This is a genomic window from Veillonella parvula, from assembly GCF_002005185.1.
Lineage (GTDB): Bacteria > Bacillota > Negativicutes > Veillonellales > Veillonellaceae > Veillonella > Veillonella parvula_M.
In genome coordinates this window covers 1,440,873-1,467,252 of record NZ_CP019721.1, presented here as the reverse complement: position 1 = coordinate 1,467,252, position 26,380 = coordinate 1,440,873, and the positions used below count along the sequence as shown (strand labels likewise).

Sequence of the window (26,380 nt, the reverse complement as noted above, 5' to 3'; positions counted from 1 at the left end):
AAAATTGTTCCTAAGATTTACCTTTTGGACCTGTCCGCTTTCTAGATTTAGTAGAAGCAGGCTTCTTCAACTTGCTATCTCCTGCACTATGCATATCGGACCATTGTTGACGTAATACGCCCAGTTGATCACGTAATTTAGCAGCGGTTTCAAATTCAAGCTGCTTGGCGGCAGCCTTCATTTGACGATCTAGCTCTTCAATCTTATTGTATAATTCTTCCGGTGTTATATCTGCCACCTTAGGTGCTAATGTATCTTGAACATATGATTCGTGTCCATGATCCATGCCCTCTGAGGATTTTTTTTGTTTTCCTTTTTTCGGTGAAAGTCCCTTTCCATCGGTAACCATATCTTCTTCGATTTTCGTTAATTCGATTAGCTCTTTTACATCTTTAGATACAGATTTAGGCGTAATATTATGTTCAATATTATAAGCCTCTTGCACGGCACGACGACGATTGGTTTCATCGATAGCCCGTTGCATAGAACCTGTTACACGATCTGCGTACATGATAACATGACCATTCACATTACGAGCCGCACGACCTATAGTTTGAATCATAGCCGTATCGGAACGTAAGAAACCTTCTTTATCCGCATCTAAGATAGCAACCAAAGAAACCTCTGGCATATCGAGACCTTCACGAAGCAAGTTAATACCAACTAATACATCGAATACTCCAGCCCGCAAATCACGAATGATTTCAGCCCGCTCAATAGTAACAATATCGGAATGAAGGTAACGAACGCGTACGCCCATTTCCTTCAAGAATTCTGTTAAATCCTCAGCCATCTTCTTCGTCAATGTCGTAACGAGAACCCGTTCATTCTTAGCAGCTCGTTTGTGAATTTCTCCAAGCAAGTCATCCATTTGCCCCTTTATAGGACGAATTTCTATAGATGGATCTAATAGGCCCGTAGGACGAATGATTTGCTCTGCAATATTCGTTTCTACTTCCATTTCGTATGGTCCAGGCGTTGCCGATACGTAAACAATTTGATTGATACGCTCTACAAATTCATCGAATTGAAGCGGTCTATTATCGAGTGCAGATGGAAGACGGAACCCGTATTCTATAAGAGATTCTTTACGCGCACGGTCACCATTGTACATAGCTCGAATTTGAGGCATCGTCACATGAGACTCGTCCACCATGATAAGGAAATCATCTGGAAAATAATCAATCAATGTAAACGGTGCTTCCCCAGCCTTGCGTTCAGACATATGACGTGAATAATTTTCGATGCCCGAGCAATAGCCCATTTCTTGCATCATTTCTATATCGTAACGGGTACGCTGTTCTAAGCGCTGAGCCTCCAATAGACGGTCAGCAGCTTTTAACTTCGCCAACTGCTCATCTAATTCGGCTTCAATACGCTCTACAGCAATATTCATCTTCTCTTTCGTCGTTACATAGTGAGATGCTGGATAGACAGCAACGTGTTTTCTTTCCGCAATAACTTCACCCGTCAAGGAATCTACCTCTACGAGGCGGTCGATTTCATCACCAAAGAGCTCCACACGAATGGCTCTTTCACTATAAGCGGCAGGGAAAATATCAATTGTATCCCCTTGTACACGGAAGGTACCGCGGATAAAGTTCATATCATTTCTCGTATATTGAATATCTACGAGTTTAGATAAGATTTCATCGCGCGATTTAGTTTGACCTAAGCGCAAGGACAATACAAGATCAGAATAGTCCTCAGGGTCACCTAAGCCATAAATACAGCTAACAGAGGCAACGATAATGACATCGCGGCGCTCAAAAAGACTCATCGTAGCACTATGTCGCAGTTTATCAATTTCATCATTAATAGACGCATCCTTCTCGATATAGGTATCACTAGAAGGAATATAGGCCTCCGGTTGATAAAAATCGTAGTAAGATACAAAATATTCTACCGCATTATTAGGGAAGAAACTTTTAAACTCGCTACATAATTGAGCAGCCAAGGTTTTATTGTGAGCAATGATCAAGGTCGGCTTTTGAACTGCCTCAATAACCTTGGCCATTGTAAAGGTCTTACCAGTACCAGTGGCACCGAGCAAAACTTGGGCCCATTCACCGCGTTCAATGCCTTCTGTTAAGGATTGAATCGCAGTAGGTTGGTCCCCCGTAGGCGCAAAGGGCGCCTCCACTTTAAATGGTTGGCTCCCCTCGTAATTATATGTACTATGCTTCATTACTGTTCATCCTGATGTTTACGGATAGCCTTCATCTCTTCATCCGTCAAACGACGACCTACATTTTCCGCTTGATTCAACGTATCCTCACCTTCTAAGACTTCGATGAGCATAGCAATAGAAAAGCGATCTAATGTAGGTGTGGTCTTTTGGATTTCATCAGCCATCATCCAATCTGATTCAGTATAGTTATTAATACGATCTGTAATTTCTTCCCAGTTTGAAAGTAGCAATCGCGTAATGGGGCGATATAGTTCAATACCAAAATACTCGATTAAGCTAACAATCTTATTCATATTTTCTAGGCTAACATTACATTCATTTTTTTTATTTTCAGATTCTACATATTCAAGTAAGAATTCCCGGTTATATTTATTTGTCACCTTGAATCATTCCTTTATTAAATAATGCATTAGCAAATTCTTTTGCATTAAATGGACGCAAGTCATCCATACCTTCGCCAACGCCAATCCAGCGTACGGGTACGCCTAGTTCCTCTTTAATAGAGATAACTACGCCACCTTTTGCCGTACCATCTAGTTTAGTTACAACAATACCATTTACTGGTACAGCTTGACCAAATAATTTAGCTTGGCTTACTGCATTTTGACCCGTAGTACCATCTAATACGAGCAATGTTTGATGTGGCGCACCTTCTACGTGATTATTCGCTACGCGCCCCATCTTTTTAAGTTCTTCCATAAGGTTAACCTTAGTATGTAGACGACCAGCCGTATCTACGATAACAAGGTCTGCATTACGAGCTTTCGCAGCTTCCATTGCATCATATACAACGGCAGCAGGATCTGCGCCTTCTTTATGTTTAACAATCGGCACACCAACGCGATCAGCCCATATGGATAATTGGTCAGCTGCAGCGGCACGGAATGTATCACCTGCAGCAATGATAACCTTTTTACCTTCTTTAGTATAATAATTAGCCAATTTAGCGATTGTCGTTGTTTTACCAACACCATTTACACCAACTACGAGGATAACCTCAGGATGGTGCAAAGTAATTTCATCTTCTTGATCGATGAGCATTTCCGTGATGCGGTCTTCCATGAACGGCATTACATCGCCTGTATGATTGATGATACCTTCTGTTACACCACGACGAATTTCTTTCATCAAGTATTCTGTCGTCTTAGGGCCTAGATCACTAGTAAGCATAACTGCTTCTAAATCATCTAAAAAATCATCATCGATTTGCGCATAACCAATAACGATGCTTTCTACATTTTTTACAAAAGACTTACGAGTTTTTTCTAAACCGTCTTTAATTCTATCAAAGAATCCAAATGCCATTATGCTAGATCCTCCTTCACATCTTCAAATGCTACTGTTAATAATCGCGATACACCGCGTTCCACCATGGTTACCCCTTGAAGTACTTCGGCAGCTTCCATCGTCTTTTTACGGTGAGATACAACGATAAATTGTGTTTCTTTATTTACTCGATTTAAGTAGGAACTAAATCGTTCAACATTGGCTTCGTCAAGCGCCGCGTCAACTTCATCAAGCACGCAGAACGGAGCTGGACGATAATCGAGGAATGAGAACAATAAAGCGATAACCGTAAGAGCACGTTCACCACCTGATAAAAGTGTCAATTGTTGACGCTTTTTCCCTGGTGGTTGAATATAGAAATCGATACCACCCGTCAAAATATTATCTGGATCAGTCAGTACAATTTGCGCAGTACCACCGCCAAACAATTGGCTGAATACCTCTTGGAATCTACGGCCTACCACATCCAATACATCGTATAGCTGTGTACTCATAGCCTTATCCATTTCGGCAATAACCGCCTGTAATTGCGTCTTTGCCGTATCTAAATCAGCTAATTGTGTGGTTAAGAAATCATAGCGTTCTTTAGTCTCTTCATATTCCTCAACGGCATTTGGATTGACTGGACCCAATTCGGCAATTTCAGCCATCAAACGAGCTTGCTCATCCTTCCAATCGTTAACGGAGCCTTCAATGCGAAGGGCTTGAGCATCTTCCAAGGTAAAACCTAGCTCTTGTAATTCTTCTACAAAGCGCTCACAATCCATGCGATGACGTGTAATTTTACCTTCCATATCAACAAGGCGACCTTGCACCACTTTATAGCGTTGATTCAATCGGTCTTGCTCACTGAGGATAGATTCCATTTCCTCGCGCCCCGTAGATGTTTTATCATAGGCTTCATCGCGAAGAGCACGTAATCGTTCAACCTCAGCCGTAGCAGAGGACAACTCTTGTTCTGCAACTTCTTGAGCCTTAGGTAATTCCTCTTCATAGCGTTGTGTAGTACTCACTAACAAATTACGAAGTGGTGTTAAGCGCTCAATAATACTAGAAATAGATTGATTACGCTGTTCACGTTGTGTTTCCCGTTCCTGAATCGTATGTCGCAAGGTATCACAAGTAAGGCGAGCTTTTGTAAAAGCTTCATACGCCTCTTGTTGCACCTTTTGCAACACAGTCAATCGATCCATCAACGCCCCTTGATTACCATCCACACCATGATTCTCTTGCAAGGAAGCTAATGCTGTTTCTTGATCTTTCAAGTTAGCCGTTGTAGTAGCCAAATCAATATCAATTTGTACTAAACGTTGCTCTTCTTCTGATAGAACACGTTTCTTACGATCTATCTGATGTTGTATATTTTGTACCTTTGTTTCGCTAGCCACATAGAGTAAGTTCGTATGTTGATAGCTTTCATCAAGGGCAACTCGTTCTTTCTCAGACTCTTCAACCCGTTTTTCAAGTCGTTCTAAGTTAGCAGTTAAAGATTGAATTTGTTCTTCAATTTGTACTAGCTCTTGTTCAAGACTAGCTGCTTCTTCCTTACGGCTCAATACAGAGGCGCGCTTACGCTTCGTAGCACCACCGGTTAAAGAACCACCCGGTTGGAACTGTTCACCCGTAAGGGTTACAATACGCAATTGTTGATTGTATTTTTTCTGTAATCCAATAGCATCATCCATGGAGGATACTACTAAGGTACGGCCCAATAAATACTGGAAAATATGAGCGTACTTATTATCAAAGGAGATACAATCAACAGCAGTGCCTAATACACAGCTTTCATTTAGAGCCGGTGTATCATAAGGTTTTCCTTTTACAGAATCCATCGGCAAGAAGGTTACGCGACCACCTTGGATAGATTTCAAGTAATTTACACCCTCAGCCGCTACACGAGCCGTAGTAGTTACAACGTGGTTAACACTGCCGCCTAATGCCGTTTCAATAGCCGTAGTATATTTGTCCTCTACCGTAAAGAGATCACCAACAGCGCCTGTGATTTGTTCGCGCCAAGAACCTTTACCATTTAAGATATTCTTTGTACCTTCTAAATAACCTTCATGTTGTTCTTCCCATTGGGCTAATAGTTCGATACGACCTTTAACACGTTGCTCTTGGGTACGTAATTTTTGTAATTCTTTACGTTCCTCACGAGCTTGTATAGCTGCTTCTTTACCACCATCAACGAGGGCTTGTCGTTGTGCAGAAATAGCATTAAACTTTTGGCCTAGCACTTCAAATTCAGAACGAGCGACTTGAAGTTCACTATCTACCTGTGCTATCTCAGATTCTAGAATAGCACATTGATTTTTGCTTTCTACCTTGCGAGCTTCTAAGCTTCGAATACTAGCCTTAGCCGTTTCAATAGCACTCACAACTTCTAATTGACGTTGCTCAAAAGCCTCTCGATTGGATTGCAAGGATTGGAACTTAGCTTGTTCTGCCCTTACATCTTCAACAGCCTTTTTGTAGGTCGCTTCTAATTCTTCTAAATTAGACTCTTTCTCTACTAATTGAGCACTTTCATCTTGAATCAATTGATTTAAGATGCGTAATTGTTGCTCCTCGCCTTTTTGCGTAGCCTCTAGCTCACTAATGCGCATAGACGTTTCATCTAATTCACGGCGCGCTGTTTTTAGTTGCTCTTCTAAGAGACGTAAGTGACCAGATAAGCGTTCTTCATCACGTTGCTTTTCAGTATACTGAGCCTCCCACAACTTAAGCTGTTCCTGGTCTTTTGACGAAGACGATTGCAATTCGTGACGACGAGCCTCTAATTTAGACAATTCAGTTTGAAGCTCAATTTCTTCATCTTTAAAGGCAATATTATCATTTTCAAAACGCGTCAAAAGACGATCAGAGGTCTTATAATTGTGAAAGCCTAATGCCCCATCATAATCGCGCTTTGTGCGGCTTAAGGTCATATACTTTTTAGTCTTTTCCGCTTTTTCAGACAAAGGTCCTAATTGCTCTTCAATGGTAGCCATTACGTCTCGTACACGCTCCATATTACGGTCTGTGCTAGCAATACGACGCAACGCATCTTCTTTATTGATCTTAAAGCGAGAAATACCTGCTACATCTTCAAAAATCAATCTCCGTTCTTCATGCTTAGAATTCAAGATAGCATCAATTCGATTTTGACCAATGATAGCCATGGAGTCTCTACCAAGCCCTGTATCCGCTAGTAACAAATGGATATCCTTTAAACGACAAGAGCGCTTATTGATGAGGAACTCACTTTCACCAGTGCGGTATATACGGCGTGTAATGGCTACCTCAGCCATATCTATATCTAATTGTTGGTCACTATTGTCAAACACAAGTGTAACCTCAGCAGCGCTCATAGGTTTGCGCTTTTCCGTACCAGAGAAAATAATATCCTCTGCTTTTTGACCGCGCAAATTACGGACATTGGATTCTCCCAATACCCATTTCATAGCATCCGTAATATTACTTTTACCACTTCCGTTAGGACCAATAACGGCAGTCATTCCTGGTGAGAATTTTACAATCGTTTTATCCGCAAACGATTTAAAGCCCTTTAATTCCAACCGAAGTAATTGCATGACTGCCTCCTTTCTACCAACAACCCTAAATAATCATATCTTTTATTATAACACATATTGCAGGCCATCAATACAGCAACGAACGGTATTTCTCGTGCGTTCTTCACACCATTCAAATGCATACTGCGGATACTGAATCTGAAAGTATTTAACGTTTCGATTATTAAGGCCTCGCACCTTAGATGTTAAGCATCTCGGATAAGAAATAACAATATTATGCTGTACTGCAATACCATTATTCCTAATATAATTTGTTCTATCATTATTAGTGTTATCTATATATCCACTATTATCAGCATTATAAGCACTAACTCCACTAAATCCTAGCTTTTCATAAGTAGCGTAGTCAGTTAGATTAAAACAATCGTTACTTAGTGCGTACGTATACTGAGATGCATGCTCATCAATACAACGTTCAATTCGCTGCTTATACTGTTCGTTCACAACCAGCTCCCCCATAGCGGGCTCATATGGCCCCGCTACTAAGCTATTCCTAGAATCTAATTCTTCTGTACTTTGTAAACCCGTGCGAATGACTTCAATGCCATGCTGTTCAAACCAATCTTTTAAAAATGAACAATACTGTATAGCTAGCTCAGTACTTAGTGGTTTATATTCTCCAGCTCTATACTGTTCGGCTAGCTCTGTATTTTCTATAACTAGTACGGGATAGATACGTACAAAATCAGGTCGTAATGCGGCTACTGCAATGGCCGTTTCTATTATGGTTTGCCATGTCTCTCCTTTTAGTCCCGGTAAAAGTTGAACCCCAACGGTCATATCACGATGTTTTAATCGTGTAACAGCCTCTACTACCTCTTGTGCCGTGTGCCCCCTCTTAGCATCGACTAAAATACCATCATTCATAGACTGCACACCAAGTTCCACAGTTTTTACTCCATAAGACTGTAATAATGTAATCGCTTCATCTCCTACAGCATCGGGCCTTGTAGAACAGCGTATGCCATCAATGAGGCCCTGTTGAAGCATTTCATAGGCAGGCATTAATAATTTATGTTGTAAATCTTTAATAATAGCCGTAAATGATCCACCATAAAAGGCAACCTCCCAAAACTTTTCATTCCGCTTTGTTCCTACATAGTCTTTGATTGTTTGTTGTATATATTCTGGAGTTAGGTGACTAATACCAGATTGGCCTGTAATACGAGATTGATTACAAAATGTACACACATAGGGACAACCTACGTGAGGTATAAAAAAGGGAATCATACCAAATGGTTTCATAGACACCTCCTCTTCTTATGTAAAAATTATTATTCATCTATTATTATATAGATTATTGTTCATCTATCATTATATAGATCATTATTCATCTACCATTATATAGATTATTACTCACATACTATATATTACTCACATACTATTATACAAAAAAAGCGCCATTCGGCGCTTTTCTATTTATCAGCCATCAACTTTTCTAAAGTCAATTGAGCCGCATGTTGTTCTGCAATTTTTTTACTTTTACCAGAGCCGGCCTCGTAAGTAACACCATTAATTTCAACCTCCATATGGAAGGTTTTAGCATGATCGGGACCACTTTCACTGAGCAAATGATAGACAATATGTTTATCCCCATCACGTTGCACATATTCTTGTAATAATGTCTTATAATCTTTGCCCCGCTTACCTTCTAAGGCTTGCATGATATAGGTAGTTAAATGCTTTAAAACAAAGGCCATAGCCGTTTGATAATCTGTAGAAATATAAATGGCACCGATGAGAGACTCAAAGGTATCCGCTAATATAGAGTTTCTATCGTTACCACCGGAAGCGCGTTCTCCATGACCGAGCAATAAATATTGTCCTAGTTGCAAAGAACGACTCACAGATGCTAAAGAATCCTCACACACTGTAGCGGCCTTAATTTTCGTTAAATTACCTTCAGCCATATCTGGATATGTCTTAAATAGGTATTCCCCAATAATAAGATCCAAAACAGCATCGCCTAAAAACTCTAATCGCTGATTGTGATGAATATGCTTTGATTTATGTTCATTCGCATAAGAAGTATGTGTAAAAGCACAATCTATAATGGATATATCTGACACAGGTATGTCTAAACGAGCAACAAGCTCATGAAGAGATTCTTCACGAGCTTGTGTTATCTTACTCTTATGCGTTTCGATAGTAACCATTAAGCTTCATAACGGCGAATGCAAAGTGTACCGTTATGACCACCAAAACCGAAAGAGTTAGAAAGTGCACATTTTACTTGAAGTTCACGTGCGCCTTCACGAACATAGTCCAGATCCAAACCTTCATCAGGATTGTCACAGTTAATTGTAGGGTGAACTTTACCAGTTTCAATCGCCATTGCCATTACGATAGTTTCAATAGCACCAGCAGCCCCCAATAAGTGACCTGTCATGGATTTAGTAGAGTTAACAGCGATATTTTTAGCGTGATCGCCGAACAATTCTTTAATAGCCAATGTTTCATTTTGGTCATTAAGGCCAGTAGATGTACCATGAGCATTGATGTAGTTAACGTCTTTAGGATCAATACCTGCATCTTTAATTGCTAATTCCATACATTTACGAGCTTGAACACCACCTGGAGCTGGTGCAGTGATATGGTAAGCATCACCATTGCTACCATAGCCCACAACTTCAGCATAGATATGCGCACCGCGTGCTTTTGCGTGTTCTAATTCTTCAAGAACTACGATACCAGCACCTTCACCCATTACGAAACCATCACGGTCACGGTCAAATGGACGGGACGCCTTTGTTGGCTCATCATTGCGTGTAGACATAGCTTTCATAGCCGCAAAACCAGCTACAGCAGCCGGAGATACCGCAGCCTCAGTACCACCAGCAAACATCACATCAGCATCTCCACGTTGGATGATACGGAATGCATCGCCAATCGCATTTGTACCAGAAGTACAAGCAGTTACGTCTGTAATAACTGGACCTTTAAGACCAAGGCGAATAGATACGCGTGCAGATGTCATATTTGCAATCATCATAGGTACTGCAAATGGACTTACACGGCCAGGACCTTTTTCGAATAATGTTTCATACACCTCATGGATAGAGTCAATGCCGCCTATACCTGTACCAACTACAGTACCACAGCGATCTAAATCTGCTTTATCTAAATCAAGATCAGCATCTTCACAAGCAAGAACAGCTGCACCGATAGCAAATTCTACAGAACGGTCCATACGACGAGCTTCTTTCTTGTCTACCCCATAGTTTGTAATATCAAAGTCTTTTACTTCACCCGCAATGCGTGTTGCATAGTCAGATGCGTCAAAGCGTGTAATCGGCCCAATACCAGATTGACCTGCCAATAACGCATTGTAGAAGTTCTCTTTACCGATACCTACAGGAGTCACTGCCCCTAAGCCAGTAATTACTACACGTTTTTCCAATTATTCCACCTCTTATAGCTATACAGCCCTTTAAATTAATCAATCTCTGCTACTTGCTGTTTTAATTGAGCAAAGATATCTTTAACTGGCATAATCCTATCGACTTTTCTCATATTATTGCCAGAGAACACCAACCCCGTTTCCACATCACCTTGTTGTGCGCGAGAAAGAGCACGGATAATGCAGAATTTATGGGAACAATGTTTTAAACAGTTATCACACACCGTTGGAGGCGCTACAGTACCATCTAAAACAGATTCAGCAAATTTGTTTTTTATTGCTTGACCAGGCAAACCAACAGGACTTTGAATCAATACTATATCCTCAGGGTTTGTAGCTCGTACATACATTTTTTTCAATTCATCAGATGCATTACATTCATCAGAAGCAGCAAAACGGCTACCCATTTGAACACCACTAGCGCCGATTTTTAACATTTCAACGATATCATGGCCATCTAGAACACCACCAGCAGCAATTACTGGAATGTTTTTTACCGCTGCTACAACTTCGGGAACGATTTCTCGAGCGGAACGATCCGTCCCCAAGTGTCCACCAGCTTCACAGCCTTCTACGATTACAGCTGCAGCACCTAAACCTTCAGAAATGCGAGCTAATTTTGCGGACGAAACAATTGGTACAATAGGAGTACCAGACTCTTTGCCCATTGCGAACATATCTCTTGAAAAACCAGCACCTGCTACTACAAGATCAATGCCTTCTTCGATGGCAGTCTTTACTAAGCCAGCAAATTGAGTTGCTGCTACCATCGCATTTATACCAATAATACCCGTAGGTGATAATTTTCTAGCTAATTGTATTTCGTATCGTAATTCATCGAAAGGCAAGCCCGATGCCGCAATAAGGCCGATACCACCTTCATTTGCAACGGCTGCTGCCAAGCGAGCTGTAGACAATCTAATCGCCATACCACCTTGAATAATAGGTACTTTGGCCACTAGATTCCCAATGCGAAGTTCAGGGAGCTTCACTATCAAATCCTCCTGTAAATAAAACCGGTTGGGAGGCCACTCGGCCTCCCGTTCGGTTGAATTGTTAGCTTTACAGCTTATTTAGCAGAATCAATATATTCTACTGTATCCTTAACGGTTTTAATTTTTTCTGCAACGTCGTCAGGGATTTCAACATTGAATTCTTCTTCAAATGCCATGATCAATTCAACGATATCTAAGGAGTCAGCGCCTAAGTCGTCGATGAATGTAGAATCAATGGTAACTTCAGCTTCATCAACGCCTAATTGTTCCACAACGATTGCTTTAACTTTATCGAAAGTGTTCATTAGTGGTTCACCTCCTTTCAAAGTGTATTTATATATAGTCTAATTTTACAACTACATTACCATGCCACCATCAACATTGATGACTTGACCCGTAATATAATTAGCAAAATCGCTAGCAAGGAATGTTGCTACTGTTGCTACTTCTTCGGCATCAGCCATACGGCCCAACGGAATTTGAGTAACCATAGCTTCTTTAACTTTTTCTGGTAATACATCAGTCATATCTGTATTGATAAAGCCTGGTGCAATAGCATTAACTGTAATACCACGGCTAGCCAATTCTTTAGCACAGGACTTAGTAAAACCAATTACGCCCGCTTTAGAAGCAGCGTAGTTAGTTTGACCAGCATTACCAATAACACCTACAACAGATGTCATGTTGATAATATGACCAGAACGTTGTTTCATCATGATTTTAGATACTGCTTTAGTTACCAAGTATACACCTTTAAGGTTGATATCAATTACAGCATCAAAATCTTCGTCTTTCATTCTCATCAACAAACCGTCGCGCGTAATACCCGCATTATTTACGAGAATGTCAATGTGACCAAATTCTTTATGAGCTTCTTCCACCATGGAAGCAACTTCATCAGCATTTGCTACATTAGCTTTAAATTTAATGGCTTTTCGGCCTAACGCTTGTACAGCTTCAACCGTTTCTTGTGCTGCACCTTCGCTACCGCTATAGTTTACTACAATATCAGCACCAGATTGTGCTAGATTGATAGCTACAGCGCGACCAATGCCACGGGATGCGCCAGTTACAATGGCTACTTTACCCTCTAAATGCATTTTATCGAACCCCCTTCAAAAATTCAAGCGTTTTCTCTAAGGATGCAATGTCTTCAACATTAGCTAATTCCATATCTTTGTTAATCTTTTTAGTAAAACCTGTGAGTACTTTCCCAGGCCCCACTTCAACAAAGCGAGTAACACCAAAGTTTACCATTTCAGTTACACAATCTTCCCACAAGACAGGGTTAGCGGCTTGAGTAACTAAGGACTCTTTAATATCATTTGCATTAGTCAAAATCTTGCCAGTAACATTTGCAACTACAGGAATTTGTGCATCACACACTTGGATCTTATCCAACTCTTCCTTTAACCGAAGAGCTGCGGGTTCCATCAAACGGCTATGGAATGGAGCACTTACCGGAAGCATTACTGCGCGTTTTGCTCCTGCTTCTTTCATTTTTTCAGCTGCTGTTTCCACCGCTGCAGTTTCACCGGCAATAACGATTTGTCCAGGGCAATTGAAGTTAACTGCTTGTACAGAACCTACAGAAGCATTTACTTCTTCACAGATTTCTACAACTTGCTCACGAGGTAATGCCAAAATTGCTGCCATAGCGCCTTTACCCAATGGCACAGCTTCTTGCATATATTCACCGCGTTTATGAACTACATATACTGCGTCTTTAAAGTTCAATACACCGGCTGCTACTAGAGCACTATACTCACCAAGACTATGCCCGCCTACGATGTCAGGCGTAAAGCCTTGTTCTTTTAGAATTTCATAACAAGCTACGGATGCAGTCAAAATAGCTGGTTGTGTATTTGCTGTTTTAACGAGCTCTGTATCAGGACCTTCGAAGCATAATTTACTGATAGAATAACCAAGTGCCTCGTCAGCTTCTTCAAAACGTTGTTTCACAATAGGGTACGCATTATACAAATCTTGTAACATGCCTACTTTTTGAGAACCTTGACCAGGAAAAACAAATGCCGTTTTCATTAGGGGCCTCCTTATTTACTAAGACCTTGAAGATTCTTAATCACAGTTTCAGCTTCAGTCATAATATCTTTAATGATAGTTTCACATGGTTTAACATCTGTTAACATACCAGAAATTTGACCGATCATTACAGAACCTTCTTTTACATTACCCTCAATAGCAGCTAAACGAAGTGTACCAGCACCTAATGCTTCCAATTCCTCTTTAGATCCACCACTGAATTCAAGGGATTTATATTTATGAGCTAACGCATTATCTATAATACGTACAGGATGACCTGTTGTTAAACCAGTCATAACTGTAGCACGATCTTTTGCTTTCAATACAGCATTTTTATAATTTTCATGGGCAATACATTCTTCGGATAATACGAATCGTGTCCCCATTTGTACCGCTTTAGCACCTAATGCAAATGCCGCGGCCATACCACGACCATCTGCGATACCTCCGGCAGCAATAACTGGTACATCTACAGCATCAACTACTTGAGGAATTAATGCCATAGTTGTAATATCACCTACGTGACCACCAGACTCTGTACCTTCAGCAATAATTGCATCAATACCACCACGTAATAAGCGCTTTGCTAGTAATACTGATGCAACTACAGGAATAACTTTTGTACCAATTTCTTTCAAAGCGGGAACATAAACACCAGGATTACCTGCACCTGTAGTGATAACAGGAACACGTTCTTCCACGACTACTTCCATAACCTCTTTTACAAATGGAGACATGAGCATGATATTACAGCCAAAAGGCTTACTAGTGCGCTCTTTTAATTTATGGATTTCATTACGGAAAATATCAGGAGGCATATGACCAGCACCAATAATCCCAAGTCCACCAGCTTCAGAAACGGCTGCCGCTAATTCTGCAGTACCGAGCCAAGCCATGCCACCTTGAAAGATTGGATACTCAATCTGCAATAAATCACAAATGTCAGTCTTAATCATCTTGATGTGTCCTCCTTAATACCATTTCAAGACCAGGCTTGCCCATGTTAGGCCTGCACCAAATCCTGCAAACGCAACATTATCACCGCGTTTGAAACGTCCCTCGCGATTAGCTTCATCAAGTGCAATCGCTACAGACGCGGCAGATGTATTACCATACTTATGTAAATTAACAAAAACTTTTTCCATCGGCAGATGTAAACGTTTGGCTGCCGAATCAATAATACGAATATTCGCTTGATGAGGAATGAAGTAATCTAATTCATTTAACTCCATATCAGCACGTTCTAAGGATTTTAAAACCGTACGTCCCATCGTTTTAACGGCAAATTTATATACTTCAGGGCCATCCATATGAATAAATGTTAAGCCCTCTTCTACGCGTTGATCATTTGCTACTACAGCAGTGCCACCTGCAGGAATGCAAAGCGCTGATCCTCCAGTGCCATCGGCGCCCATATCAATACCTTTAATGCCATAGCCTTCAGGTACTTCAGATACTACTGCAGCCCCAGCACCATCACCAAAGAGGATACATGTACCACGATCATTCCAGTTTACTCGACGAGAAAGAATTTCTGCCCCCACAACGAGTACTTTTTTATAAATACCAGAGCTAATATAACTAGCGGCAGTAATCAATCCATATACAAACCCAGAGCATGCCGCTTGTAAATCATAGGCTGCAGCGTTTTTAGCTCCTAAGTTTGCTTGCAATACACAAGCTGCCGAAGGAATAATCATATCTGGTGTTAGAGTAGCAAAGATAATCATGTCGATATCCTCTGCAGAGACATTAGCCATTTGCATAGCTTTTTTTGCTGCCTCGGTCGCCATATAGGATGTATTCATACCTTCCGGTGCAATGCGTCGTTCTTCTATACCCGTACGCTCTCTAATCCATTGATCATTGGTATCAACCATTTTTTCAAGATCAAAGTTTGTTACTACATTGTCAGGAAGGAAGCTCCCAGTACCAATGATTCCTACAGGTTTATTCATCATAGTCATACTTTAAGGCTCCTTCAATATCCATCGTTTCTCTTATGTGTTGAATAATTTTACGCTCTACTAAATCACTAGCAATTTCAATAGCAGTTTTTATTTCTTTTGCTTTAGAACTACCATGAGCAATCATGAATACCCCATTAACTCCCAAGAGCGGAGCACCACCATTTTCTGTGTGATCCAAACGTTTTGCCATCTTTTTCAAAGCTGGCTTTACAAGCATAGCTCCTATCTTGGCGAAAATACTTCCTGCCATGATACTATCCTTTACTAATTGCGTAAGACCTGTTACTAAACCTTCCGCAAATTTAAGTACCACATTGCCTACGAAGCCATCACATACGACAACATCAACGGCACCTTTAGGAATATCACGACCTTCAATATTTCCTTTAAAATTGATAGTCTTCATACCCTCCAAAATCGGATATGTCGCCAATACGACATCGTTCCCCTTTGTGGCCTCTTCACCAATATTTAACAATCCTACAGTAGGATTTTCTTTTCCTAATAAAAGCTTAGCGTATTCAGACCCCATTAAAGCACCTTGTACAAGATGTTTAGGTTTACTATTAGAATTTGCACCAGAGTCTAACATAACTGTTATACCACTTACCGTTGGCATTGGAGTTGCAATGACAGGGCGATCAATGCCCTTAATGCGACCGAGACCAAACAAAGCCGCTGCAACAGCAGCTCCCGTACTCCCCGGAGCAATTACAGCATCACAACGATTATCGCGAACCAACGAAGTAGCGACCACAACAGATGCATCTTTTTTCTTGCGCAATGCTTGACCTGGATGTTCATCCATGCCGATTACCTGGCTAGCATGATGTACAGAAATACGTGGATTCTTAGCTTCATTATTAGCTTCTAATATATCAAAAATTTGCTGCTCATCGCCGACGAGCACCACTTCAATGTGTTGATTTGCTCGTACGGCTTCAATGGATCCAAGTACAGTCTCCATTGGAGCAAAGTCGCCACCCATGGCGTCTATTGCAATTTTCATAATTTACACCCTATTCTCTACGGATTCCATAATAAATTTTGCGCGAAACACTTCTTTTATTTTATCTCTTATTATAACCCAAATAAAGAACTTATTACCTCGGCGACGAACAATTTCTGCTTTCGCTACCAAATTAGTACCAGATCCTACCGGGTTCTTATATTTTATATTTCCAACTTCCGCAGAGCAAACAGTCGTCCCCATAACCACTTTTGCAAGGGAATTTGCTTGAGCATATAAATACTGCGGTTCTACATATCCAAATTGATCTTCCATATCAGCCGTAGTACGCAACATAGATAATGCTTGGTGCCCCTCGGTGACATCAATCAATTCGCCAACCACTTCATATGATACATGTTCTGCCATTTCATGTGATTGACCTGTAGCCATAACACGAATGCGTTCACGCAATTCAGGAATACCCAATTCTAGTCGATCGAGACGAATTGTTGGCACACTTACACCAAAGTGTGTTGCCAATTCTTCATCAGTAAGAAATGGCGTAATATTCAGTTTTTCTTGTAACTGCTTCTGGCGCTCTTGCTTCTTTAACCGACTCATGGGACCACCTTTTATGACCTAGTATTAATATTACATCCTAAGTATATACAATAATTCCCTTATTGGCAAGACTTTTCATACATATAGTAAGATTTTTTCATAGCATATACAAAATATAGTTGTTTTTTTATATTTTAGTATTATTATTTATAAAAAATAAAAATGTGTCACCATCTTATAGAATAATCTTACTATAAAATAGTGACACTTGCTATTGATAACGAAACATATAAAAATATGAGTGTATATTTTGAAAGCATATAAAAAAGACGCCTACAAAGTAGGCGTCTCTCTCTGCTCACATATTAAGCATTAGCTACTACTTGTTCACCTTTATAGTGACCACATGTAGGGCAAACACGATGAGGCATCTTAGGTTCGTGGCATTGTGGACATGCTACATAACCAGGAGCTTCTAATTTCCAATTAGCACGACGACGATCGCGACGGCATTTAGACAATCTACGTTTAGGTACTGCCATTATCTGCACCTCCTTAGTACAATCATTAGGATAATCTATCATCTTTCTCATCAAGCAAAGCACGTAACTCTGCAAATCGAGGATCCACCACAAAGGATTCACAAGAACAAGGTGAAACATTTAAATTTGCTCCGCAATGAACGCACAATCCTTTGCAATCATCCTGACATAACACTTGAGAGGGCTCATTGATGATTAATGTATCCCTAATTAGTTCAGTTAAGTCAATTTCTTCTCCATCAAAAGAATTCACATCATCTGCAGCATCTCGACAATCACTAAAGATTTCCTGAAAGAAATCTTTTCGATAATGTTCTGTGGTATTTAAACAACGGGAACAATCATAATCGCCTTTAGACTGAATCGAACCTTGAACGATGTAATTTTGACCATCAAACCAAAACTCACCACTAATGGTTATATCATGACGGCTCCAAGGAAAAGCAGTTACGTCACCAAGCTCAGAGGCTGATATCGTATAGCTATAAGGAAATTTCTTTCCTATATGTTCTTTTGCTTGCTCTACTTGCAGTTTCATAATCTTACCTCGACTCATAATATTATAAACATGACATGGTGCTTTGTCAAATAAAAAAGACTATCTCAAGTGGACTCAAGATAGCCTTTTGGTAAGTCAATTACATTTTTTCGAATTGGTCTTTACCAACACCGCAAATTGGGCAAACATAATCAGCTGGTTGATCTTCGAATTTTACGCCTTCAACAGCTTCGTCATAAACCCAACCACATACTACGCATACATATTTTTCCATGTGTATTTCCTCCTTCACTTGAAAATTATTGTTTAATGTTTATCTTTAATTAATTCAGATACTCTATCTGTAATGTAGTATATCAAAGACATCGAAACTTTTCAATACTCATTTTCTTATTTTCTCATTTTTTATAATATTTAATAATCATAGATACTATGCGGTTTTCTACTACTTAACTCATTTGAAATATATTATCATTTAGTTTTTTTATCTTTAGACTACTGCTAAATATTTTATTTTAATCCAATAATTGGAAATTAATTTTGAAAGCATATTGTTTAAATAAATAACTATAATAACCTTATCTAAGGTATACATAATTACTATATTATACTATTATATAGAGAAGAGATTATGTGATTACATATAATCTCCAAATAATATTATGCTTAATCTCTTTAGTATATAAGTATATACTGATGAATATTCTTGACTTTATTAATACTCTATTTTTATATAAGAAAATAAAATCATTCTTATATAAAATTCTCCTATAAAGGTATAATAAAGTTTCAGTAAATTTAATTGTTATCATAGGAGGCTTTATGAGAACAGCATTAACACAACTTTTACAAATCGAATACCCTATCATCCAAGGTGCTATGGCTTGGGTATCTGAACACAAACTAGTTGCTGCCGTAGCTAATGCAGGTGCTACAGGTGTAATTGCTCTTGGTGGTCGTGATGCAGAATGGACGCGCAACGAGATTCGTGCTTGTAAAGACTTAACGGATAAGCCTTTCGGAGTCAATCTCATGTTAATGGCTCCCAATAAAGACGAATTAGTGGATATTATCATTGAAGAAAAGCCTGCATTTGTAACACTTGGAGCAGGCAATCCTGTACCATATATTAAACCATTGCAAGATGCAGGCATTAAAGTTATCCCTGTTGTTCCATCTCTAAAACTTGCTAAACGTATTGAAGAAGCTGGTGCTGATGCAATTATTATTGAGGGTATGGAAGCTGGTGGACATATTGGTAGCCAAACAACCATGTCCTTGATGGAAAATATTTTACCTGAGATTTCCATTCCTGTTGTTGTAGCAGGCGCTATCGTAGATGGTCGTGGTATTGCAGCAGCATTGTTGATGGGTGCTGAGGGTGTACAAATGGGTTCCCGTTTTTTGTTAGCTGAAGAATGCCAAGCCCACATAAATATGAAAGAAGCAATTATCAAAGCCACAGATACAGACTCTGTTGTAACGGGTCTCCTCTCCGGTCACGGTGGAGTACGTAGCTTGAAAAACGAATTCACTACACGTTACTTAGCTGCCGAAACAGATGGTGTTACTACCCCTGAAGAACGCACCAAAATGTCCCAAGGCACTAACAAACGTGCTGCTATCGATGGTGATGTTATAAATGGTGCTGTACAAGTTGGACAAGGTTTAAACCGACTTACTACTATTGAACCTGCTCACACTATAGTACAAACAGTAATGAACGAAGCTATCATGTCTATTCGTAAAGCACAACGTCTTATTGAAATCGTATAGTTAATAAATTAGGAGTTCCTTATGTTACCATTTCACGGAAAATACCCCAAATTAGATCCCAAAAGTTGTGTTATGCCTGGTGCAGAACTTGCAGGTGATGTTGAACTAAAAGAATATGCTTCCATTTGGCAAAACTGCGCACTTCGCGGTGATGTAAATAAAATTGTAGTAGGTCGCTATTCCAATGTACAGGATAACTCTGTATTACACGTTGATGACGACAGGGCTTGCATTCTTGGAGATTATGTAACAATTGGCCATGGTGCAATAGTACACGCTAGTACCATTGAAGATAATGTATTAGTTGGAATGGGCGCTATTGTATTGAGCGGTTGTCATATTGGCTCTGGCTCTATTATTGCTGCTGGTGCAGTCATAAAGGAGAACACTGTAATCCCACCTAATTCTTTAGTTGTTGGAATCCCAGCTCGCATAGCTCGTACAGATGAAACGCAAATCGAACGTATTCACAATCAAGCACTAAAATATAAACACTTGTGGACTGTAGAATATGGCATGCTTCCTGATGCGGGTGGCGAGGAATACGATAAGAACGCCAAAATCGTATAATTACATATACATTAAAAGCGGATAGTTGATTAACTCAACTATCCGCTTCTTTTCTATATAATATATTTAACTTTTATTAACTGTTATTTATTGCTACTTAGCGCTATTTAATTTTGATTGAATAATTTGCTCTACCATAAGGGCTGTCCCCATTGTTAAAGCTATAGGAAACAACATCTCTACAGAGAAACGAGATAATTCAAGCATAAATACACAAGATGTAATAGGCATTTTTTGTGCAAGGCCTAAGAATACTACGGCCCCCACAAAAGCAGACATTCCCAAAGATACTGGCGCTATAGCAATAGCCCATACGGTACCAAATACGATCCCCAAAGTACTACCTAACATCATAGATGGTGTAATACGACCACCATATGCACCAGCGGCCAAAGCAAGTAAAACAGCTACCCATTTGGATCCAAATAAACCCAATGCATATGTCCATGTGATATCGTTCGTAAAAGTCAACTCATTGCCTGCTTTACCATTTCCAAGAATTTCAGGAAAATACATAGCTAAAACACCAATTAGTGTAAATGCTACGATAGAAATGGGAATCATTACAGGACTACTACGATGAATGGCGGGTAGCTTACTTTGTGTAATATTAAATAAAACAACACCAATTGCAATAATAGCGCCTAAAACGATAGAAAACTCTACATAATGACTCCCCAAACTGGGTTGTGCCATTGTATATTGTATAACATCTCCTACACCAGCTTGTCGCGTCACAAATGTAGCCAAACCACAACATAAGAGGGCTGCACTCATAGCCCGTATATTCCAAGTAAGAAGCAAAGTTTCTAATGTGAAAATTGCCGCAGATAATGGTGAATTATAAACTGCAGCTAAACCAGCGCCTGCAGCACATGCAATTAATAATTGACGGTCTTCTTGTTTTATATCAAAATGTTTAACTAAAAAGGTAGTAATACCAGCGCTAGCCTCACGTGGTGCAACTTCTCGACCTAATGGAGAACCAATACCTACCGTAATTATTTGCAGTGTTGCATGTAAAACAGTAGTAATTGGATTCATATCCATTTTACCAGAAACTGCCGTTTTTATATCTACAACGCCTTTACCATATCTGTGAATCAAAACCCAACCTACGCCACCTATCACGCCACAGACGATTAAGGGTATTAATCGTTCTATCGGTGATACTCGGGCCACAGCTGCACCAAAGCTCAGATGATCAGCAGAGGAGTAATTATATGCGAAATGTTGGATTCCATGTAATAAATGCGTATAGGAAGCCCCTACTAGCCCTGCTATAAAGCCAACTATAATAATGAGTCCTATAAATCGTTTATCATATATCATATTTACTCCATCGCTAATACAATTTCCCCAGCCGCTAATGTCTTTTTAACATCAATGATACGCTGATTTGAAGAACCTCTGAAGCGCAAAGCAGGATCCTTAAGTTCATCTACAAAGCGGCCATCTACGAGAATGTCGATTTCTTGTAATAAAGCACTTCGCAACTCATCTTCTAAGATATCATCTATTTCATAGCCGGAATAGGCCCAAATCTTCTTTTCTGGCGCCGCTGCTCGAACAGCTCTCACCACCGGTAATAAGCCTTGTACATTTTGAAATGGCTCCCCACCTAATAATGTTAAACCTGAACATGTAGGATTCTTCACATAGGAAACCACTAAATCTGTCTCAGCTTGCGTCCACACCTTACCAGCATTAAAATCTTGGTATTCTTCGTTAAAACAATTATAACAACAATGTGTACAACCTGTTACAAATATAGATGTACGAATCCCTTCTCCATTGGCAATATCATATTGTCTTATTTGCCCATATCTCATCATAACCTCCATAGTAGTGCCTATCAACTTTGATTAACACTATATAGATATATTTCAATTTCTCATATATACAGTAAAAGCTGTGCCTTAGGCACAGCTTTTACCATTTAAAACTATCGTATTTAGAACTAAAATCGTATCCCACATCATTAGATGTCTATGATAATTATATTAATCTATATAACAGTTTATCTTAATATGCTTAATATACAGAATAATTATTAAAACTATAACTCTAATAATCTTAAATGTGCATTACACGATCTTTAATTTCCTTTGTGCGCCCTTCATTCCAGAAGTTTTCGCCAAGGTATCCACAAGTACGACGGATAACAGTTAATTTATCGCGATTTGTATTGTGGCAACGAGGGCATTCCCACTCGTTATGTTCATTTACCTTAATTTCTCCATCAAAGCCACATTCGTGACAATAGTCAGACTTGGTATTAAATTCAGCATAAGAAATATGATCATAAATATATTGAATCATAGTCAAAACAGCTGGAATATTATTAGTCATATTAGGAATTTCTGCATAGGAAATACAGCCACCTGTAGATTTCTTTTGGAACTCAGATTCAAAGGAGAACTTATCAAATACATTAATCTCTTCTCGTACGCTTACATGATAACTATTAGTATAATAACCCTTATCCGTAATGTCCTCAATAATACCAAAACGAGCGCGATCCAAAGAAGAGAATCGATGGGTTAAACTTTCAGCAGGTGTACCATATAATGCAAAGCCCATGTTATGTTTAACTCGCCATTCATCAACAGCTGCATTTAAGCGATCCATAATCTTCATCGCAAAAACGCGACCTTTCTCGCCTGTATTCGATTCACCGGTAATTAAACGAGTTGCTTCATAAATACCAATATATCCCAAGGAAATAGTCGCATAACCGCCAGTCAAGAATTTGGCAATTTTCTCGCCTTTTTTAAGTCTTGCAATAGCACCGTGTTGCCAATGGATTGGTGACACATCACTCACTACGTCCTTAAGTAATTCATAACGAAGCATTAGTGCTTTTTCTGCCAACTCAAGTCGTTTATCTAAGATTTCAAAATATCGTTCTTCACTACCGCGGGCTAGAATGCCAATTTGAGGTAAGTTTAAACTTACTACACCAATGTTAAAACGTCCATCAAACTTGTATTCACCATTTTCATCCTTCCAAGGAGATAAGAAGGATCGACAGCCCATAGGACTAAAGACATTACCTGAGTAGTTTTCCTTCATTTTTTTTGCAGAAATATAGTCAGGGTACATGCGCTTAGCCGTACATTGTGCTGCCAATTCAGTTAAGTAATAGTATGGACTATCTGGTGTTACATTATGCTCATCAAGAACATAAATCAACTTAGGAAAGGCTGGTGTAATATATACATCGGCTTCGTTTTTTACACCTTTAATACGTTGGCGCAAAATTTCTTCTGTAATAAGAGCCGCTTCCTTCGCGTATTCATAGTCTGGTTGGAAATACATAAATAATGTAACAAATGGAGATTGACCATTTGTAGTCATCAATGTATTGATTTGGTATTGAATAGTTTGGATACCATCTTTAACCTCTTTACGCGTACGTTTCCACGCTATTTCGCGAGCCTTTTCCATATTAGGCTCCATGCCATAAATCTCAACTTGCTCTTCGATAACATTATTGAGGATTTTTTCATAAGATTTACGTACAAATGGTGCCAAAATACGGTCAATACCATTAATACTTTGACCACCATATTGACCAGATGCTACTTGTGCAATGATTTGTGTTGTTACAGTACAAGCAACTTGGAAAGACTTAGGTGTATCGATTTTCTTACCATTGATCACTGTGCCATTTGTAAGCATATCTTCCAAATTAATCAAGCAACAGTTAAACATAGGTTGAATAATATAATCCATATCATGGAAGTGGATAGCTCCACTATCATGGGCTTCCAAAATATCGGTAGGAATCAATTTACGACGAGCAATATCCTTAGATACTTCACCAGCAATTAAATCCCGTTGGGTAGATACAATAGCAGCATCCTTATTAGAATTTTCATCAAGAACACTGATATTACTACGATCTAATAAACCAATTACATCATCATCAGTTGTATTTTGACGGCGTTTAAAAGCTTGAACAGCTTTGTAACCTTCATAGGCACGTGCCGTTGCAGGATTATGATACTCAATCAACTTATAATACACTTGATCTTCAATAGCATAAATTGTCATGTCTTTTTGAAGCTTAGTAGCATATTCCTCAATTTCATTTGCAATACGCTGTGCCAAGCCCTCTTCGTACAACCCAGTACTACTATGTTCAGCTTTTTCAATAGCCAAAGCAATCTTGTTTTTGTCGAATGGTACCTTCGTGCCATCACGCTTAATGACCTGCAACATATTGGCAACCTCCCCATCTTGTTACTGCCAAAATATATGTTAAGAAGTATAAAAAGTATGTCTAATCACACTTTTTATAAATTTATATGTAAAAATGTAAAGAATTATTAGAAACCCCCTCTATTTTTACCGCCTTCTCAGTATACTATATATGGTGGTTGTTTTCAACCCTAAATACAATATAAAGTAAAAATAGGTCCCTTTATCTATGCCAATATGACATGGATAAAAGAACCTATATAAATTATAATGCAAAGCCAAATAGACGAGTTAAGAAATTACCCTTTTTCCCCACCCAACTAGATGGGACAGAAGGATAAAATGTGCGATTAGCTAAGAGGTCGCGTTCATTAAGATGGATATTTGGCAACAAATCTTTTTTATACGTATTGTCTAATTCAGAAATTGCTTCCACATAACCTTGGTACGTCTCAACATCACAGCCATCGCTGTAACCAGTACCAAAGAAATGAATTAAGCCATTTCGATATAATTCAATGGCCCTATCATAGTTAGCGTTACCATGATCAAAAGATGCCATATTACATTGAATCAAAATACCTCTATCAACCCATGCTAGTAATTGTTCAGGTTTAGTAAATAATTGTCCATAAGTTTCTACTTCACTAATAATAGGTACAAGCCCCATATCTAGTAGACTTAATAACCACGCATTAATATGATGCACTTTGCTATTTTGTGGAAGAGCAACTAATATAAAATGGCTATCTCCCAACGTATATTGATTGCGATGAGAAGCTATATATGCAACCATTTCATCACAAAGCATTACGCGAGCTCCACTGTGAATAGTTATATCTACTTGTTGCTCCTTAACCATAACTTTTACTTTATTAACTAAAGAGTTTATAGCATTCCATGTGTTCAGATCCATAGATACTGTTACATCAGGCGTACTAAAAATATCTGTAATACCTTGTTCAGACAAGGACTTAATCATTTTTACTGATTCTGCCATTGTTTGAGGCCCTTGTGGGCCTAACACAGCTGGCAAAATGCAACCATGTAAATCAACCACGCGACTCATAATCTTTCCCTTCTACTTTCGATTTTCTTTTCAAAATCGACCTCTTTTATAAAGTTCATGTTCTTCTCATTTAAGTTTATAATTCATTTTACATTCACGATTATAACAAGGGACCGGTCGCTTGTATAGTGGTTTTTCTATAAAAATAAATAAATTATTATATGTTCATTTAATACAATTTTTATATATTCATTTATCCTTCATAAAATATGACCCATAATTTCTACAATTATGAGTCATATTTTACACATTATTATATTAATAATTATTTAATTTTTAAATGTACTTTTATCTTTTATCATGACTAATATAATAAGTTAATTTCACTACCGATATACCGATGATTATACCAACTGTATCAATCAGTACATCAGACAGTTGAGAGCTGCGTCCTAGAGAAAATAATTGTATAAATTCATCTAGACTAGCTATTACTATACCCACTACTATTGTTTTTACTACTGTGCCATATTCAATATAGCGGCGTAGAACTACATATAAAACACCACCAAGGATTGTGAACTCTGTAAGGTGGGCTAATTTTCGAATAATCCTATTTAAGGCCCATATATTTCCGTAAAAGCCTAATTTATTAGCTATAGGGGCAATCCACTTTGCAAAAATAAGACTAAACCCATCAGAGGTTCCTCCATTTTGCAAGGAATTATCCCATATAAAAAACACAATTAGACATAACACAATATATAGTATCCAACGTTTCATACTACTCTCCTAAACGCCACAATA

Annotated in this window: 25 protein-coding genes; 2 read left to right on the top strand and 23 right to left on the bottom strand. The window is 38.9% G+C overall.

From position 1 onward, the window contains the following. Positions 1 to 10: 10 nt before the first annotated feature. From uvrB to B1A77_RS06665, 18 genes are all read right to left on the bottom strand, one after another. Positions 11 to 2,188, bottom strand: coding sequence for an excinuclease ABC subunit UvrB (uvrB, locus tag B1A77_RS06750; protein WP_077708325.1), 2,178 nt, complete (start codon positions 2,186 to 2,188; stop codon positions 11 to 13). After that, the gene (locus tag B1A77_RS06745) at positions 2,188 to 2,571 is read right to left on the bottom strand and encodes a hypothetical protein (RefSeq protein WP_077708324.1); all 384 of its coding nucleotides are present in this window, start codon (positions 2,569 to 2,571) and stop codon (positions 2,188 to 2,190) included. The genes uvrB and B1A77_RS06745 overlap by 1 nt, the downstream gene beginning before the upstream one ends. Next, on the bottom strand, positions 2,561 to 3,496 hold the full coding sequence (gene ftsY / locus B1A77_RS06740) for a signal recognition particle-docking protein FtsY (RefSeq protein WP_004693455.1): 936 nt from the start codon (positions 3,494 to 3,496) through the stop codon (positions 2,561 to 2,563). Before ftsY ends, B1A77_RS06745 begins: the two co-directional genes overlap by 11 nt. Further along, positions 3,496 to 7,050: a chromosome segregation protein SMC gene (gene smc, locus B1A77_RS06735; RefSeq protein WP_077708323.1), complete on the bottom strand. Its 3,555-nt coding sequence runs from the start codon at positions 7,048 to 7,050 to the stop codon at positions 3,496 to 3,498. The genes ftsY and smc overlap by 1 nt, the downstream gene beginning before the upstream one ends. Before the next feature lie 45 nt (positions 7,051 to 7,095). Continuing rightward, positions 7,096 to 8,295: an elongator complex protein 3 gene (locus tag B1A77_RS06730; protein WP_038125330.1), complete on the bottom strand. Its 1,200-nt coding sequence runs from the start codon at positions 8,293 to 8,295 to the stop codon at positions 7,096 to 7,098. Between the two features lie 170 nt (positions 8,296 to 8,465). After that, on the bottom strand, positions 8,466 to 9,206 hold the full coding sequence (gene rnc / locus B1A77_RS06725; protein WP_004693448.1) for a ribonuclease III: 741 nt from the start codon (positions 9,204 to 9,206) through the stop codon (positions 8,466 to 8,468). Further along, the gene (gene fabF / locus B1A77_RS06720) at positions 9,206 to 10,450 is read right to left on the bottom strand and encodes a beta-ketoacyl-ACP synthase II (RefSeq protein WP_004693446.1); all 1,245 of its coding nucleotides are present in this window, start codon (positions 10,448 to 10,450) and stop codon (positions 9,206 to 9,208) included. The genes rnc and fabF overlap by 1 nt, the downstream gene beginning before the upstream one ends. A gap of 35 nt (positions 10,451 to 10,485) precedes the next feature. Further along, positions 10,486 to 11,442: an NAD(P)H-dependent flavin oxidoreductase gene (locus B1A77_RS06715; RefSeq protein ID WP_004693443.1), complete on the bottom strand. Its 957-nt coding sequence runs from the start codon at positions 11,440 to 11,442 to the stop codon at positions 10,486 to 10,488. Positions 11,443 to 11,519: 77 nt separating this feature from the next. After that, entirely contained in the window at positions 11,520 to 11,750 is a 231-nt protein-coding gene (locus B1A77_RS06710) for an acyl carrier protein (RefSeq protein ID WP_004693441.1), read from the bottom strand. Positions 11,751 to 11,801: 51 nt separating this feature from the next. Continuing rightward, complete coding sequence (gene fabG, locus B1A77_RS06705) at positions 11,802 to 12,545, bottom strand: 3-oxoacyl-[acyl-carrier-protein] reductase (RefSeq protein WP_008713711.1); 744 nt, start codon at positions 12,543 to 12,545, stop codon at positions 11,802 to 11,804. Between the two features lies 1 nt (position 12,546). After that, entirely contained in the window at positions 12,547 to 13,488 is a 942-nt protein-coding gene (gene fabD, locus B1A77_RS06700; protein ID WP_008713710.1) for an ACP S-malonyltransferase, read from the bottom strand. A gap of 11 nt (positions 13,489 to 13,499) precedes the next feature. Next, the gene (fabK, locus tag B1A77_RS06695) at positions 13,500 to 14,444 is read right to left on the bottom strand and encodes an enoyl-[acyl-carrier-protein] reductase FabK (protein ID WP_008600662.1); all 945 of its coding nucleotides are present in this window, start codon (positions 14,442 to 14,444) and stop codon (positions 13,500 to 13,502) included. Positions 14,445 to 14,459: 15 nt separating this feature from the next. Continuing rightward, positions 14,460 to 15,455 carry a beta-ketoacyl-ACP synthase III gene (locus B1A77_RS06690; protein ID WP_008713708.1) on the bottom strand — a complete coding sequence of 332 codons (996 nt, stop codon included), beginning with the start codon at positions 15,453 to 15,455 and terminating at the stop codon, positions 14,460 to 14,462. Beyond that, positions 15,439 to 16,467, bottom strand: a complete 1,029-nt coding sequence (gene plsX, locus B1A77_RS06685) for a phosphate acyltransferase PlsX (protein WP_004693432.1) — start codon at positions 16,465 to 16,467, stop codon at positions 15,439 to 15,441. Before plsX ends, B1A77_RS06690 begins: the two co-directional genes overlap by 17 nt. A 3-nt stretch (positions 16,468 to 16,470) precedes the next feature. Then, positions 16,471 to 17,031, bottom strand: coding sequence for a transcription factor FapR (fapR, locus tag B1A77_RS06680; RefSeq protein WP_004693429.1), 561 nt, complete (start codon positions 17,029 to 17,031; stop codon positions 16,471 to 16,473). A 305-nt stretch (positions 17,032 to 17,336) separates the two neighbouring features. After that, a complete protein-coding gene (rpmF, locus tag B1A77_RS06675; RefSeq protein ID WP_004693428.1) occupies positions 17,337 to 17,513 on the bottom strand; it encodes a 50S ribosomal protein L32 in 177 nt (58 codons plus the stop codon). A gap of 25 nt (positions 17,514 to 17,538) precedes the next feature. Further along, positions 17,539 to 18,051, bottom strand: a complete 513-nt coding sequence (locus tag B1A77_RS06670; protein WP_004697400.1) for a YceD family protein — start codon at positions 18,049 to 18,051, stop codon at positions 17,539 to 17,541. A 100-nt stretch (positions 18,052 to 18,151) separates the two neighbouring features. Continuing rightward, a complete protein-coding gene (locus tag B1A77_RS06665) occupies positions 18,152 to 18,286 on the bottom strand; it encodes a rubredoxin (protein ID WP_004693422.1) in 135 nt (44 codons plus the stop codon). A 548-nt stretch (positions 18,287 to 18,834) separates the two neighbouring features. Between B1A77_RS06665 and B1A77_RS06655 the strand changes: the two genes are divergently transcribed. Further along, complete coding sequence (locus B1A77_RS06655; RefSeq protein ID WP_012864188.1) at positions 18,835 to 19,788, top strand: nitronate monooxygenase; 954 nt, start codon at positions 18,835 to 18,837, stop codon at positions 19,786 to 19,788. A gap of 21 nt (positions 19,789 to 19,809) precedes the next feature. Continuing rightward, positions 19,810 to 20,358 (top strand): gamma carbonic anhydrase family protein, encoded by a 549-nt coding sequence (locus tag B1A77_RS06650; RefSeq protein ID WP_004693416.1) that lies wholly within the window; start codon positions 19,810 to 19,812, stop codon positions 20,356 to 20,358. Between the two features lie 93 nt (positions 20,359 to 20,451). Here B1A77_RS06650 and B1A77_RS06645 read toward each other — a convergent pair whose 3' ends face one another. The 5 genes from B1A77_RS06645 to B1A77_RS06625 all read right to left on the bottom strand — a co-directional run bounded on the left by B1A77_RS06645 (position 20,452) and on the right by B1A77_RS06625 (position 26,356). Continuing rightward, complete coding sequence (locus tag B1A77_RS06645) at positions 20,452 to 21,690, bottom strand: chloride channel protein (protein WP_077708321.1); 1,239 nt, start codon at positions 21,688 to 21,690, stop codon at positions 20,452 to 20,454. 2 nt (positions 21,691 to 21,692) lie between these two features. Further along, positions 21,693 to 22,190, bottom strand: a complete 498-nt coding sequence (gene nrdG, locus B1A77_RS06640; protein ID WP_004697282.1) for an anaerobic ribonucleoside-triphosphate reductase activating protein — start codon at positions 22,188 to 22,190, stop codon at positions 21,693 to 21,695. 244 nt (positions 22,191 to 22,434) lie between these two features. Next, positions 22,435 to 24,585: an anaerobic ribonucleoside-triphosphate reductase gene (nrdD, locus tag B1A77_RS06635; protein ID WP_004693410.1), complete on the bottom strand. Its 2,151-nt coding sequence runs from the start codon at positions 24,583 to 24,585 to the stop codon at positions 22,435 to 22,437. 244 nt (positions 24,586 to 24,829) lie between these two features. Then, positions 24,830 to 25,633, bottom strand: coding sequence for a tyrosine-protein phosphatase (locus B1A77_RS06630; RefSeq protein ID WP_008600644.1), 804 nt, complete (start codon positions 25,631 to 25,633; stop codon positions 24,830 to 24,832). 288 nt (positions 25,634 to 25,921) lie between these two features. Next, a complete protein-coding gene (locus tag B1A77_RS06625) occupies positions 25,922 to 26,356 on the bottom strand; it encodes a VanZ family protein (RefSeq protein ID WP_008600642.1) in 435 nt (144 codons plus the stop codon). Between the last annotated feature and the right edge of the window lie 24 nt (positions 26,357 to 26,380).